This is a genomic window from Bacillota bacterium, from assembly GCA_013314855.1.
Taxonomy (GTDB): domain Bacteria; phylum Bacillota; class Clostridia; order Acetivibrionales; family DUMC01; genus Ch48.
In genome coordinates, this window is sequence record JABUEW010000102.1 from 1 (window position 1) to 15282 (window position 15282).

The 15282-nt window shown below is 35.8% G+C and carries 11 protein-coding genes and 2 pseudogenes; 4 read left to right on the forward strand and 9 right to left on the reverse strand.

The features are described from left to right. Together HPY74_15455 and HPY74_15460 are read right to left on the reverse strand one after the other, a co-directional pair. Nucleotides 1-193: hypothetical protein (locus HPY74_15455; protein NSW92041.1), on the reverse strand; the 193-nt coding region annotated here is incomplete at its 3' end. A 492-nt stretch (nucleotides 194-685) separates the two neighbouring features. Next, nucleotides 686-1372 carry a Crp/Fnr family transcriptional regulator gene (locus HPY74_15460; protein ID NSW92042.1) on the reverse strand — a complete coding sequence of 229 codons (687 nt, stop codon included), beginning with the start codon at nucleotides 1370-1372 and terminating at the stop codon, nucleotides 686-688. Between the two features lie 216 nt (nucleotides 1373-1588). Here HPY74_15460 and hcp point away from each other — a divergent pair, with 216 nt between their 5' ends. Beyond that, nucleotides 1589-3169, forward strand: a complete 1581-nt coding sequence (gene hcp, locus HPY74_15465) for a hydroxylamine reductase (GenBank protein NSW92043.1) — start codon at nucleotides 1589-1591, stop codon at nucleotides 3167-3169. Between the two features lie 334 nt (nucleotides 3170-3503). On the opposite strand, the gene HPY74_15470 is transcribed toward hcp, so the two are convergent. Beyond that, entirely contained in the window at nucleotides 3504-4562 is a 1059-nt protein-coding gene (locus tag HPY74_15470) for a hypothetical protein (protein ID NSW92044.1), read from the reverse strand. 554 nt (nucleotides 4563-5116) lie between these two features. On the opposite strand from HPY74_15470, the pseudogene HPY74_15475 reads away from it, so the two are divergent. Next, nucleotides 5117-5828, forward strand: a pseudogene (locus HPY74_15475) (reverse transcriptase). Between the two features lie 215 nt (nucleotides 5829-6043). Here the strand turns inward: HPY74_15475 and HPY74_15480 are convergent. Further along, a complete protein-coding gene (locus HPY74_15480; protein ID NSW92045.1) occupies nucleotides 6044-6388 on the reverse strand; it encodes an ATP-binding protein in 345 nt (114 codons plus the stop codon). A 1316-nt stretch (nucleotides 6389-7704) separates the two neighbouring features. On the opposite strand from HPY74_15480, the pseudogene HPY74_15485 reads away from it, so the two are divergent. Continuing rightward, a pseudogene (locus HPY74_15485) lies at nucleotides 7705-7890 on the forward strand (RHS repeat-associated core domain-containing protein). Nucleotides 7891-8010: 120 nt separating this feature from the next. Next, nucleotides 8011-9237, forward strand: a complete 1227-nt coding sequence (locus HPY74_15490) for an aminotransferase class III-fold pyridoxal phosphate-dependent enzyme (GenBank protein ID NSW92046.1) — start codon at nucleotides 8011-8013, stop codon at nucleotides 9235-9237. A 136-nt stretch (nucleotides 9238-9373) separates the two neighbouring features. Here HPY74_15490 and HPY74_15495 read toward each other — a convergent pair whose 3' ends face one another. From HPY74_15495 to HPY74_15515, 5 genes are all read right to left on the reverse strand, one after another. Continuing rightward, the gene (locus HPY74_15495; GenBank protein NSW92047.1) at nucleotides 9374-11017 is read right to left on the reverse strand and encodes an extracellular solute-binding protein; all 1644 of its coding nucleotides are present in this window, start codon (nucleotides 11015-11017) and stop codon (nucleotides 9374-9376) included. 114 nt (nucleotides 11018-11131) lie between these two features. Next, complete coding sequence (locus HPY74_15500) at nucleotides 11132-11956, reverse strand: carbohydrate ABC transporter permease (GenBank protein NSW92048.1); 825 nt, start codon at nucleotides 11954-11956, stop codon at nucleotides 11132-11134. A gap of 87 nt (nucleotides 11957-12043) precedes the next feature. Continuing rightward, nucleotides 12044-12988, reverse strand: coding sequence for a sugar ABC transporter permease (locus tag HPY74_15505; GenBank protein ID NSW92049.1), 945 nt, complete (start codon nucleotides 12986-12988; stop codon nucleotides 12044-12046). A 62-nt stretch (nucleotides 12989-13050) separates the two neighbouring features. After that, on the reverse strand, nucleotides 13051-13992 hold the full coding sequence (locus HPY74_15510; GenBank protein ID NSW92050.1) for a carbon-nitrogen hydrolase family protein: 942 nt from the start codon (nucleotides 13990-13992) through the stop codon (nucleotides 13051-13053). 298 nt (nucleotides 13993-14290) lie between these two features. Beyond that, nucleotides 14291-15151, reverse strand: a complete 861-nt coding sequence (locus tag HPY74_15515; GenBank protein ID NSW92051.1) for a helix-turn-helix transcriptional regulator — start codon at nucleotides 15149-15151, stop codon at nucleotides 14291-14293. Between the last annotated feature and the right edge of the window lie 131 nt (nucleotides 15152-15282).

The following is a 15282-nucleotide window of genomic DNA, read 5'->3' on the forward strand; positions in this document are numbered from 1 at the left end:
TAACTTGGTTTACTATATCTTTAACCAATCCAAGTTCGGTTTCTGTTACATTACTAGGGTTTCTACTGTTAAAAGTTTTCAAAAAAACAATATATACAGGATAACCAGCATCCATTAGAGATTTCTCTAAATACCTTATCCCCAAAGCCTTTGGATTATAGAAACTAATAAGCAATACGGGTTTTTTAGTCAAATCCTTTCCACCTCGTCCTCTACTTTCCTGAACTTAGTTTTTCTTAAAATTATTTAGTTATACAAATAGAATTGTCCAGGTATACAAATAGAGGGTATTGAAGTAAAAAGGCTTTACATTAATTTACATTAATCTTAACACTTAAACTTTTTACACTTTTAATGCTTTCTTTATGCCATTATCTTTAACTTTTCAGGTTGTACTTCACCTTCCAGGTTTTCGCCCTTTAAATATCTGTTTTGTAGTAAAACAATTTTCTTCAAGCTCAACACTCCCAAACATTGTTATTTTTTAGATTATGACAAGTCCACCGCTACAATAAGTTAATACAGCAAGTTAGTTTAACCTTAGTTTTAATCGGTTGTGACCATTCTTCCATCCTATATTGTCCTATATTTATTATAATTTTTACACAGCATTATTCTTTGTAGAAAACTATTTTTATTTTGTACAAAATTTTCTCCTTACACTACAACTTTATTTTACTTATTCTTATAGACTCTTTAGAGCATCCAGATCCCTGATTTTTATCGATTCCCTGTGAAACTCAATAATACCCTCATTCCTCATCTTACACATCTCTCTTGAAAGAGATGGTCTTGTTACATTAAGAAATTCTGCCAATTCATTACGTTTTAATGGCATCATAAACGTTGTCTGTCCTTGTTTTTTATGTTGCTCAAGAAGGTAACTGCTTAATTTTCTCCGTATACTTTTCATAGAAAGGTACTGCAACTTTTGGTTAAGTAGAAGAGCTTTACCGGATATAATTCTAAGCATATTTATTATTAACCTTTTATGGTTTATACACTGTTTCTTGCATGTACCTAATATAACATCAGGTGACATAAAAGCTACAGCACAAGCTGTTTGTGCAACCACTGTTGCAGGCCATAAGTTATTTCCTGCAAATACTGCAATTTCTCCAAACATCTGTCCGGGACCCAGAATATCGATGATTATCCTATCTCCGACAGCATTCTCTTTAGTTACTGCAACAGTACCTGCCAACACAAGGCCAAACTCTTCAAACCTTTCACCGGCAATGGCTACCATGTCATTCTTTCCATAATTCATTAACCTAGGTTTGAGGCAATCAAGCAAATCCTCTATTTCTCTCGAATCTATTCCGTCAAAAAGCTTACAACTTGCCAAAACCCCAATCCACTTCTTAAACATTACATTCTTCCATCCCTACAACATAATAGCATAAATGTGGCATTCCTCAATTTTGTAACATTAGTTACCGATTTGCCTTTTTAATTATATTATAATAAACTTACAAAAATCAAGAGAGAAATGAGAGGAGAATAAGAGATGATTGAAAAACAATATGTTTTTACAAAAACTTCAACCAAAAATGTTGTAAGTACCAATTTAAAGGGAGAAATTTCTATGTATGATTCATCTGAATCTAATACGATGTTTTGTTTTCAATGTGAACAAGCTGCAGGAGGAAAGGCCTGCTGTAAAGTAGGTGTTTGTGGTAAACAACCTGATGTAGCAAACAAACAGGATGAATTAACATGCGCATTGGTAGGCTTAGCTCGGGCAGCAAAAGGGAAAACTCCAGGGAAAAGAGCAAATGAGCTAATGATGCAAGGCCTTTTTGCCACCGTAACAAATGTTAACTTTGACAGAAGCCGTATTGATGAACTTATAACCCTTGTACGCAGGGAAAAGGAAAAACTTGGTGATGCAGAAGAATTATCTCCACGCTTTCTTTGGATCGGGGATAATGATACAGTGTCTCTTCGTTCTACACTGCTGTTTGGCTTAAGAGGTATGGCAGCATATGCGTGGCATGCTTATGTTCTCGGGAAAGAAAATCCTGAAGTTATATCCTGGTTTTATAATGGTATGCGTGCTATTGGAGAAGAACACACTACTGATGAATGGCTGAATCTTCTTATGGAGTTTGGGCAAATAAATTTAAAGTGCATGGAACTTCTGGATAGTGCTAATACAACTGCTTACGGACATCCTATACCTACTAAGGTTACTACTACAGTTGAAAAAGGCCCATTTATTGTTATAACAGGACATGATCTTCATGACTTAAAGCAGCTGCTGGAACAAACCGAAGGGAAGGGAATAAACATCTATACCCATGGGGAAATGTTACCAGCTCATGGATATCCGGAATTGAAAAAGTATCCGCATTTGAAGGGTAATTTTGGTACTGCATGGCAAAATCAACAAAAAGAATTTGATAACATACTTGCTCCTATTCTATTTACAACCAACTGTCTAATGCCTCCAAAAGCATCTTATGCTGACAGGGTATTTACTACAGCAGTTGTAGGCTACCCCGGGGCAAAACATATACCTGAAATAAACGGAAAAAAGGACTTTACAGCTATAATTGATAAGGCCCTTGAACTGGGCGGGTGGAATGAAAATAAGAAATTTACGGGTATTAATGGCGGAACAGAGCTTATGACCGGATTTGCACATAATACAGTCCTCGGAGTTGCTGATAAAGTGATTAATGCTGTGAAAGAAGGAGCAATAAGGCACTTCTTTTTGGTTGGAGGGTGTGACGGTGCGAAGTCGGGTAGAAACTACTATACCGATTTTGTAAAGAAAACTCCGAAAGATACTATAATACTCACTTTAGCATGCGGAAAATACCGGTTTAATGACCTCAACCTGGGTGAAATTAGCGGACTCCCCCGCATAATGGATGTAGGTCAGTGCAATGATGCATACTCAGCTATAAAAGTTGCTACTGCCCTGGCAAAAGCCTTTGACTGCGGGGTTAATGATCTACCTTTAACTTTAGTCCTGTCCTGGTATGAACAAAAGGCAGTATGTATACTTCTTACTTTGTTGGCACTGGGTATAAAAAATATTTATATTGGGCCTTCCATCCCGGCATTTTTCTCAATTAATGTATTGAATACTCTGGTTGATAAGTTTGGCATTAAACCAATAAGCACTCCCGATGAAGACCTCAAGACTATATTGGGTTAAGAGTTGTAGAGCCAGTACTATATCTTACAAATACTTATATCTTATACAATATAGATATAATAAGCATAATCTAAAAATAGATTTTAATAGATTTTATACAAGTTTTATACAAGACCTAGGTTACAGAATTGGAGCTTTTAGCCAAGCTCCAATTCTGTCATTACTCATTTACAAATACTTTGTGAATGTCGTTCATTGTGAATACTTTTTCAATTCCATATATCCATGGGCAGGAAACATTTGCCCGTGGATATAAATATTTATCCATTTTCCTTCTATTATTACCTTGTATTATACTAGTATACCATTTATGGCATGTTACTGCATCAGGTTGTTATTGACTATATTTTCCATATTTATGTACTGCCTTTACAAGGGCTTCAATGTTTTTCCATGGAACTTCCGGTTCCAGTAAATGGGTTGGAGCTATAACAAGTCCTCCGCCTTTTCCTACAGTTTCTATCATCCTTTTTACTGTTTCTTCCACATCTTCAGGTGTGCCAAAAGGCATAATTGTTTGTGTGCCTATGGTGCCCCAAAAGGAAAGTTTATCTCCATACATCTCCTTTATTTTAACAGGGTCCATGCATTCAGGTTGTACAGGGTTTAAGACATCTACACCAATCTCAATCAAATCGGGAATTATGTCGTAAATAACTCCGTCAGAATGGTAGTAAGCTATTATATCAGGATTTACATCCTTTGCAGCTTTTATGGCAACTTTCATCGTAGGCTTAAGCCATTTTCTCCAGAGGTCGGGACTCATCATCATTCCAGTCTGAGTGCCTACATCATCTCCATAAACAATAATATCAAAGCCGGCTTGGGCAATTTTTGAACACATAGTTGCTTTTACTTCTGTCATCCTATCCAGGCATGCCTTGGCCATATCTTCATTTAATACCATATCCATAAGTAAATTATCCAGCCCTCTCAAGTACCAAGCAGGCTCGAAAATTTGAATTGCAAAATATATAGGTACGAGGTCTTTGTCCTTTAAAGCTTCCACCTTATCTTGAATCCCATCCCATCTATAATCTTCAAGAACATCAGGCATGGGGAAGCTCCACACTTCCTCGGGCGTTTTAAAATCCTTCATAGGAGAAACCATCTTTGAAAAATGGGCTACAGTACCGGGAATATGGGCTACACCCCATTCATCAATTACGGCGTTATTAGGCAGGCTGTCAAAATACATTGAATAGTCAATGAGGTTTTTTGATGGAAGGATATCAATATACCTGTAGGGCATATCATAGTATTCCATATAATCTCTATGTCCGGTTCTCTTTTCAAACTCTCTTTCAAGGGATTCACAAAGGGTGAAACCAAAAGGTACATATTCAGGATTTTCCCTTCTTAGCGCCCGTAAAAGGTTTTCTCTTTTATTCATAAGATATAACACTCCTTTTTTACCTATTGTTTATGATAATAAAATTTTAATATATTTTTTCTCAAAATTCCAGGGAGGGATTAGTGGGCGTGCTAAGGGAAGCTTGTCAATTCTTACCGGTGAAAGTCCGGATTAGGCAAAGGTTAGCCACCAGCCTAACACCTATACCACATGCAAGAGGGCAACCAATTGTATGAAGCTGGTAGATGGGAGTTACCAGGCCGTAACGCAAGTGAAGATATTGAGCCCCCAAACCTACCACCATTGGGGGAGCCGACAGTGTCCATTAGCTGGAAGGTGGAATTCTGTTGTACGATAAGGTGAGTACAGCAATGCCCCCGGGGTCTGAGGCCATAGCATGGTAACAAAAGGAATTGACAGGAACTTGGGAGGACCAGGCTGTTCCCGCAAGGGTAATCCGCAAACAAGCGAGGAAAGCGAGGAAGAGGAGAAGATGGTCTGGTAGTCGGACTAACTCGTAGTACTCTGAGGACGGGAAAGCCGGCCACATGGGGAAGGGGTTAGCACCAATACGCAAAGGAGATGGGAAACATATGATGTCTGCAAAGGCAGGAAAGGTTGTATCCGCTGAGGTACAATTTGATATGGAAACGAAACTGAACCTTATAACTAAACATGCTGCTGAGGATAGGGGTTTTAAATTTTCAAGTCTAGCGCATTTATTGAATGAGGAGTCGTTAAAGGAATGTTTTCATATGTTGAAGAAAGGCAAAGCACCGGGTATAGACAACATAACATATGAAGAATATGAGAAATACCTTCCTTAACACTAATATTCAGAAACTTGTTAAGAGGATGAAAGCAGGGAAATATTATCCGCAACCAGTGAAAAGGGCGTACATACCCAAGGGAGAGGGGAAACTGAGACCATTAGGTATACCTGCACTCGAGGACAAGATAGTACAGAGGGGTATAACAAGGGTACTAAATGCAATATTTGAGCCAAACTTTCTTGATTGCTCCTATGGATTCAGGAAAGGAAGAGGCTGTCATCAGGCACTCAAGCAGATAGATATAGATAATGTAATAATGACAAAGCCGGTAAACCATATAATTGATGCTGATATATGCAGTTTCTTTGATAATGTGGACCATGAATGGCTGATGAAAATGTTTCAGGAAAAGATAGCTGACAAGAACTTTCTAAGAATAATCAAGAAATTTCTGAAAACAGGAGTAATGGAGGAAGGAAAGTTATACCAGACTGAAGAAGGCACGCCTCAAGGAGGGTTATGCAAAGTTTAGCATAACCCTCCTTATGCAAAGAAAGTTATTATGCAAAGTAATTGGTTAAAAGGGTGCATAATTTAAGCATTTCTGTTTGATTTAGTTTGCATAATCTCTGAAGATGATAACAAGAGCATAACAGCTCAAAATATCATTTTTGGAGGATGTCTTATGCAAAAGAGACCATTGACAGAACTGCTGAACGAATTAGAGCAGGAAATGTTGCGGTTTGGTTATACCGAATGTACTGGAAGGAAGCACAGCATACAAATCAATTCCATCTTGTATTTTTCATATACCGGTTGTTTACAACCGGTTTCCATTGGTACAATATCTACTACTAAAATGGATGGACGGTTTGATTCAAGGTACGAATAAGTTAAGAGGTCTACAACCTTTAGTGCATCAGCACCAAACCATGTAGTATTAACCCCCATTGCAGATGATATTCCCCTATACATTTTCCTTGGTTTGTTTTGTGGATTTTCAATGCGGATTATCTTATACCGGCTTGACGATAGCTTTGCTAACAATATATCAATAAGTGTACTTTTCCCGGTACCTGCTTCTCTTACCACAACTACTACCTCCCTGGTCTGAAGAAGCTGGGTAAGTCTTAACAGTGTATTTTCATGATGTTCGCTTAAAAACGTACATGAAGGATCTACAACCTTGGGGAATGGGAGTTTTGTAAACCCCCCAGTAATCAAGAAACTTTTTTGTTACCATTTCATCAACTGCATTATTCATATTTCTCCACCTCTTATTTTTTTCAGATGTTAGGGAATTGGTAAGTCTGTCATCTGTGTTTTCAATATATTATATCACTTCCGGCAATAACTGTGTGGTTCACTTTTTTTAGTAAATATAAGGAAGTTTAACGCTTTATGTATAGTTTGTGTATTGGTGGTCAACAACTGATAATATTACTTTTAATGACCTTATATATGTATAAAACAGAGGGTACACCTGGTATACTTCGCCACAGTCTTCACATTGAACAACTAATATATCAACCTGAATAGGATACAGTCGTATCCTTTCCCACTGGCCATATTCTCAGTCATAAGAGATATCAATTTCCCATCGCCATATGGGATATTTACTCATAAATGAAAAGTTGCCAAAAGAAGAGCATGAGCTACATTCAAGCTCTATTTTAAAGCTATCTTCGAAATTTCCACTATTCCAACTATTGCAATTTTCTGATAAAATGTATAACTTTTTCATAGTATAATAGTATAACTTTTCATAGTGTTGAAAAGTTTTTATTTATTATATTTATTATATCAAAAAAGCAGGGATTTTTCCCTGCTATTTTTTTGCAAAATTTATTAAATTCAGTACCAAAAAGGGGTGATTCAGATATGTCTTACAGTACCAAAAAGAGTGACCGGTAACAGGTGTGAACAAGTATTATGCATACGCACTGGAGGCATCTATCGTACTTCCTAACGGATTGACCATACCACTTATGACTGAATTTTTAGACAGGTAGGAATACAGTTCTGAGAGTGATGATGATGAAAAACGGAAGCAGGATTGTGAGATAAAAGCATTTAAAAGGCTTGCTAAAAGGCTTAAGGAGGCTTTCCCAAGATTAAGATAGCGGTAACATTAGATGGACTTTTTGCTAATGGTCCAATAATGGAAATGTGCAGGGATTTTGGAGGGGATTTTATAATTACATTAAAAGATAAATCTTTAAAGAATGATATTGTGTGAAAGTCAGTGGTATCTGCCATTTGAAGATTAGCTGCAGATGGTGGGTTAAATGTAGATGAAAAAAAATTCGTGCGTCAGCTCTGTAAAAGAAAGTACGGTCTTTACAATGGCCATGGAGATGTAGTACAATTAAACTGGGGCACATGGGAATGTAAGCAAGGCTTACGACTATGACGCCTTTGGCAATGAGAAGAACCCTGAGCCAAATGACACCAACCCATTCAGATACTGTGGAGAGTACTTTGACAAGGAGACCGGTACCTATTATCTAAGAGCGAGGTATTATGACCCGGTAATAGGGAGGTTCATATCAGAGGTTGGACATTCCTATGGCATACCGCTGGAATTACCATAATTTCATTGGAAGACGGAAGCCTGCCATTTCAATGGCGATGTATTTCACGTTTTTATTAACATAATTATTTATTGTTATTTGATAATTGTTTATTGTTATTTGAAAGGGGGATTTTATTAATTGACTGTAAATATTTCTGACCAAATACTTGAAAGAGCTAGGAAAGTTATGCCATGGGGTTCAAGTACTTGTTCAAAAGCACCATATCTTAGGCCGTATGAACCAGCTGCAATAGTTAAAGGTAAGGGTTGCCGCGTATGGGATATTGAGGGACGTGAATTTATTGATTTCCGTAATGCGTTAGGCCCTATAACCCTAGGCTACCAATTCCCTGAGGTAGATGAAGCGATTCATAAACAACTTGAATCTGGTATAATATTTGGACATCCTAGTGTACTTGAATGTGAAGTGGCTGAAATGCTTACAGAGATAATTCCTTGTGCTGAACAGGTAAGATTCCTTAAAACAGGTGGAGAAGCCATTGCTGCCTGTATACGTATAGCAAGAGCTTATACAGGTAAGGACCATATCATTCAGGTAGGCTATAACGGATGGCTCAACAGTCTTGCTTCAGGAGGTCCTGTACTGCCAAGGCAATCAGGTGGCGCATTCACATCAGGAATTCCAGCATGCCTTTCAGCGCTACATCATTCATGTTCCTGGGACGATATGGAAAGTATTAAGAAGGTTTATGAAGAAGTGAACGGCAACTTAGCTGCTATAGTAATTGCAGCAGATTACGCTCAAATAGAAAAAGGAACTACATATTACAAAGAGGTAAGGGACTTTGCCGATAAGAATGGTATTTTACTTATTTTTGACGAAATAGTTACCGGGTTTAGGATAGCTATAGGAGGTGTTCAGGAATACTTCAAGGTAACACCTGATATGGCAGTATTCTCTAAAGGAATTGCCAATGGCATGCCATTATCTGTATACGCAGGCCGAAGAGAAGTAATGCAAAGATGCGACAAGGGAAACGGGGTTATTATTTCATCTACTTTTGCCGGTGAAACACTTTCTCTTGCTGTTGCCAAAGCAGTAATTAATGTTTATAAAACTTGCAATGTAGTTGACCACCTTTGGAAACAGGGAGAGAAAATATGGTCGTCATTAAGCAAGCGGTTTGAAAATTATAACATACCAATTGAAATTAAAGGTTTTTGGCCATGTCCAACATTTACTCCCAAAGCCAATGCCCCTGCTGATGTTATATCTAACTTTATGTCTCTGGCTTATAAACATGGGGTATCTTTATATAATGTGTCTTATGTAAACTTCAGTCATAAAGATAATGACATAGCTGAAGCGCTTCAAAGGCTTGAAAAGGCTTGCATGGAATTGTAGACAGGTTAGTTGCACAATAATCTAAAGTACAAGGGGGATAATCTTTTATCCCCCCATATTATAAAATATATTAAAATATATTCTTTTACAATTTATTAATATTTTATTATATATGAATTATATACCAGTCTAACCATTATTTATTTGCCTTATATCTATCATATGCTGCTTGTTTTATCTTGATCAAATCATCAAGCCCTGCCTTTTTAAGATTATTAAGATATTCATTCCATTTATCCAGTGATTCCTGCCCAGTTATAAATTTTGCTTCCATCTGCTTAACAAGTGTTTCTACATCATTTGCAACTGTATTAAGTCTGCTCTGTTCTTCCGCAGTATACCTTAAATATTGATTGGGGAATGGTAAAACGGTATACGGGAACCAATTTTTTACTGACTCGTTAGCTTTCATTTCCTGCCCAGGGTTGTTTTCTGGAACAGCTTTGAACACAAGTTTACATGGGCCCCAACCAGGAGTAATATACCTATTTGACCATTCTATTTCGGATATTTTTGAATCAGCAGGCATAAGCCTTGCATATTTAGTCTTTTCGGCGTTCATATAATCCCAGTGAACTCCTCTTATTCCAAGCCACATAGATATGCAATTAAGACCTGGCGCAACATCTTCGTCAGAGTAGTTGATATCCAGCCATCTCATAGTAGCTTCAGGATACTTGTTTACCTTTGTAATTGCTGCATGCCCTATACTTATTGGATAACGCCCACGTATATGAGGTTTACTATTCCATTGTGAAGTTAATGGCTTTAACAGTTCAGTTTCATTCTTCCCACTTTTATAGTGTTCTGGTTTTAAAAGAGTTCCAAACGTCATACATCCTACCTTGCCTTCAGTAACCTTTGCATTTGCCTGTTCTCCCTTTTGAGTAAACACTTCATTATCCAAAAGTCCTTCGGTAAATAATTTATTAATAAATTTAATCATTTCTTTATACTGATCTGTTGCGGGTACAAAAACAACTTTATCATTTGAATCCCTATCATATAAGTTATCTATCAATTCTCCAAATGCATTTATCAAATATAACTTAAAAACATCAAAGTTGTTAGGAGATATTGGTATTTTGTCAGGACCTAATTGCTTAAATGCTTTTACCATTGTATAAAATTCATCAAGAGTTTCAGGTTTTTTTACCCCCGCTTCTCTTATCCAATCTCCTCTTACATAAAGTGTAGAATCTGCTACTGTAAGGGTATCAGCAATATATGGAAGCATGTAAATATTCCCATCCATTGCTGTTATAGCAGGTTTTGTATCAGGGTATTCTTTAAATACTTTTTTGAGGTTTGGTGCATAGTTCTCAATTAAATCATTAAGCGGTATAAGGGTTTTTCCCTGAATACCATACATGGTTTCATCCTTAACATCAAGACCATTAAAAAACACATCAGGAAGATCTCCACTTGCCAGGGCTAGGTTTTTCTTTTCTGCCCAACTTGATTCATCTACAGGTAAAAACTCAATTTTTATATTGGTCAGCTTTTCCATTTCCTTAAAGTATGCCATTTCTGCAAAATCTCCATGCATAGGATTCTTAGGATGCATAAACCTTAAAGTAATGGGTTCTTTTACTATAGGGTAGCCGGTTTTGTTAAAGTTAGAATCTTCCTTCTTTCCCTGGTCGGTTGTTACATTCTTGCCACCTTTATCCTCACCCCCCTTTTCTGTTTCTTTTCCAGAACACCCTGAGAAAGCAGCAAGTGCTACCATAATACATAGTAGTAATGCGAGGGCTTTCAAAAATTTTTTAGTTTTCATTTTAAGTATAACCTCCCTTTCTTTTAATTTTAAATATATTAAATATAATCCCCAGTAAGGGATTTTCTTCCTTGTATACCTAAAAACATCCCATTTTTCTCAAATAAGAAGCACTTATCCTTTTAAAGCTCCAAGCATAATTCCCTGAGTAAAATATTTTTGAAGAAAAGGATATATAATCAATACAGGTAATGAAGACACAATAATTACAGAATACTTTATCATGCTTGCTATTTTCATTTGCATACTTATTACATCGTCACCCACGGCCATAACATCCATCATGGCAGTTTTCAATTCATTTTGGATTAGTATTTCTCTAAGAATTAATTGAAGCGGGTAAAGTTTTCTATTAGTTATATAAATTAAAGCGTCAAAAAAAGAATTCCAGTGTCCAATTCCATAAAACAACGCTAATACTGCAATAAGGGCCTTGGATAATGGCAAAACAATCTTCACAAACGTATATGTAGTGTTGCAACCATCAATCATTGCCGACTCTTCAATTTCTACTGGCACACTGTTTGCAAAAAATGTCCTTGCTACAACTATGTTATACATACTAACTGCATTCGGTATAAGAAGAGCCCATATTTTATTAAGCATTCCTAGTTTTTTAATCAACAAATAAGTAGGAATAAGCCCGCCGCTGAAAAACATCGTAAAAGCAAACAAAAATGTAAAAAAGGTTCTTCCTCTTAATCGTTTCTTGGACAATACAAAAGCGCTTGTAAGTGTCATAAACAAATTAATTAATGTGCCTGTTATTGCATAAAATATAGTATTTCTATATCCTGTAAGTATTTCACCATCCTGAAATACTCTTACATAACCCATAAATGTTATTTTCTTTGGAATAAGTACTACCTTCCCAGTATTTACTAAGTCTGGGTCACTTATAGAAGCAATAAGCACAAAGTAAAGAGGATATAAAACCATAAACGTTATTACTCCAAGTAAGACTATATTTACTATATCAAATACCTTGTCTCCTTTTTGTGATTTAATCAACCGTATTTACCTCCCTTACCAAACGCTTGTTTCGCCCAGTTTTTTTGCTAGCTTATTTACCATTACTAACATAATAAAGTTTATCACCGAGTTAAAAAGGCCAATGGCTGCAGAAAAACTATACTCTGCGCTAATAAGTCCTCTTCTATATACATAAGTTGATATAACATCTGAAGTTTCCATATTCATAGGATTTTGCATAAGAAATGCTTTTTCAAATCCTACATTCATAATTGAACCAGTGCTGAGTATAAATAGAATAACAATTGTTGGGAGTATACCAGGTATATTAATATTCCATATTCTCTGCCACCTTGAAGCGCCATCTATTATAGCTGCTTCGTGCAGCTGTGGATCTATAGAACTTAATGCTGCAAGATATATTATAGAATTCCATCCCGTATTTTGCCATATACCTGACCATACATAGAGATGCCGAAACAATGCAGGTTCAGCAATATAATTTCTGACTTCGAACCCTAAAGCTTTTCTAAGATGATTAATAATACCAGTACTTGGAGATAGAAACGTTATTAACATACCTACTAATACGACGGTTGATATAAAGTGAGGTGCATATGTAACTGTTTGTACAGTTCTCTTATACTTACTGTTTTTTACTTCATTAAGCATAAGAGCTAAAATTATTGGCATAGGAAAACCAGCTATAAGAGAGTAAACAGAAAGCACCACTGTATTTCTGATAAGAGGCCAGAAATAATATGAATCAAAAAACGATTTAAAATGCCTCAGTCCCACCCACGGACTACCTGTTATTCCTAATGCTCCATTAAAATTCTTGAAAGCAATTTGCACACCATACATGGGTCCATATTTCATAACAATAAAATATACCAATGTAGGTATAAGCAATAGATATAACTCCCAATCCCGCATTACATCTCTAATAAGTTGTTTCCTCCAGGTTTTGATGTTTGCACTTGGATTGGTTGATTTCATATTACTACCTCCTATTAATATCTAAACAACTACCAAACGTTAGTCCTTAAAGTAATTTAAATTCAGGGTTCAATGTTTGAATGTCTGTGAGCTAAAGACCTTGCAAAATAATCATCCAATAACTCAAACTCAAATTCTTTTACAATATCATCTATAGAGAAATCGTCAGATTCACTTGAAATCAGCACCGCTCCTAAAAAACCCGGATCACTTATTTTAAACTTACTGCCATATTTTTGTTTTGCTGCTCTTAGCTTATCCCAGTTCCAGTCAAGATGAATCACCTTGCAATCAAGATTTACAGTAGCTGTTACAAAACTGAAGTAATTTGTGCTTGAAGCTATGAGCTCACCCACGGGTGATATTATTGTACACGGCAAACCTGATACTGCCCCTGCAAAATGGGCCCTGCATGAATATGCCCAATAATTTTGCATAAATCCACCATGATACATTGACGAAAATACTATAAGATCAGGTTTTTCCTTCTCATATTTTTGCCGCAATTCTTCAAAATTAAGGTCAAAACAAATTGCACATGCAATACGGCCAAAATCACACTCAATTATTGGTGCATCCTTACCACAAAGTATACCACCTTTTGTTGTTTCTGTTATTACCACATGATTTTTATTATATATACCTGCAATATTCCCATTTCTATCAATAATTTGCGTAGAATTTCTCCAGGTACCATCAGCCATTTCTCTCGCAGCAGAATATGCTATATAACAGTTATGAACTGATGCAATCTCCCTCATAAAATCTCTTACCCGATTTCCTCTCACTTTGTAATACTCCAATCTTCTTTCCATGGAATAAAGCGGTGAACGGTCACATGCTTCATGTGTAATTATAATGTCAGGTTTATCAGGAAGCACATCAGAAAATTGTCTATTCCAGTGATCAATCATTCTTTCTACTGCTGTATTATAATCCAGGTCGAGATCGAGTAAATAAGGTTTTGGCCCTAATGCGCTAATTGTTACATACCTTGCCATCATTACCACTCCTTGACGTGTATTTAAATGATCCTGTCGCGGAATGCTATAACCGTTTGAATTATTTAGGTAACTATAATTAATTATAGCTAATTACAAATAATTTTGTTACTTACTACAGTAAATTATACTATTGTAAATATATTTGTAAATATATTAATCCGTAATTATTTTCTGGCGTCGTGCCAGTTTAATTTACTATACTATTTATTATATCGTTTCACTAAATAATAATCATTGACGTATTTTAATTTTTTTTTGCACATTATTAAGGTTAATGGGTTGACTTTTAATAATATTTTTAAGAAAAATCTGTCATATTACCATGGAAGTCTCTGTAAATGAATCCCTGATTTCTCTTTCTGAATTCATTAGGAGTAATTCCTTCACGAGCTTTAAAAAATCTGGAGAAATAGTGAACAGATTGAAAGCCAACTTTTTCGGATATTCTGGTAACTGATTCATTGGAGCTATAGAGGAGTTTTTTTGCATTTTCAAGTCGAATATTCTGAAGATACTTAATAGGAGAAACACCATACCTTTCCTTAAATACAGAACAAAAATATACAGGACTTAAATGAACCATATCTGCAAGATCATTTAATTTAATTTCCTTATGATATTCTCGGTTTATAAAATTAACAACATTATCTAATGGGTCTGTGTTGTTTTTATCGCTTTTCAAATCAATCTTTCCAATTGATTTGAAAAGCTGCTTTTCTTCTTGATATAGCTTTCTTGTTAGGTAAAGGACAATTTGATTTAATAAACAACTTATTATACTCTCTGTGTATTGGTCAGGTTTTTTAAGTTCTTCTATAATATTTATAAAGGCGTTCCGTATAACTTCGCTTGTATTCTCTATTCTAGGCGGTAGTTCATTTAAATATGCTGAAGTCATAACATTATTACAGTAAAATTTTAGTTCCACAGTATTGAGAGATTTGAGTTTAGACGCCATAATAGAATGTTTAACATTAGGTTTAAATATATATACTTGATTCACCTCAACATTATAAGTAAAATTGCTAATAGTAATTTCTCCTTCCCCACTAAGAATAAACACAATTTGATAATAATCATGATAATTAGTTTTAACTATATGCTTTGCTGGGTACATGCATTTTGAAACCCACAATAAATTAAAATCTTTACTATGCATTCTACACCCCTACACCCCTATATACTATATATTCATCCTGCATTTCGCATCCATAGTTTACCATTATATCTGCTATCATTTTACAAATAAATCATACCAAATACATCTGAGAAATTCAATATGATATGCCC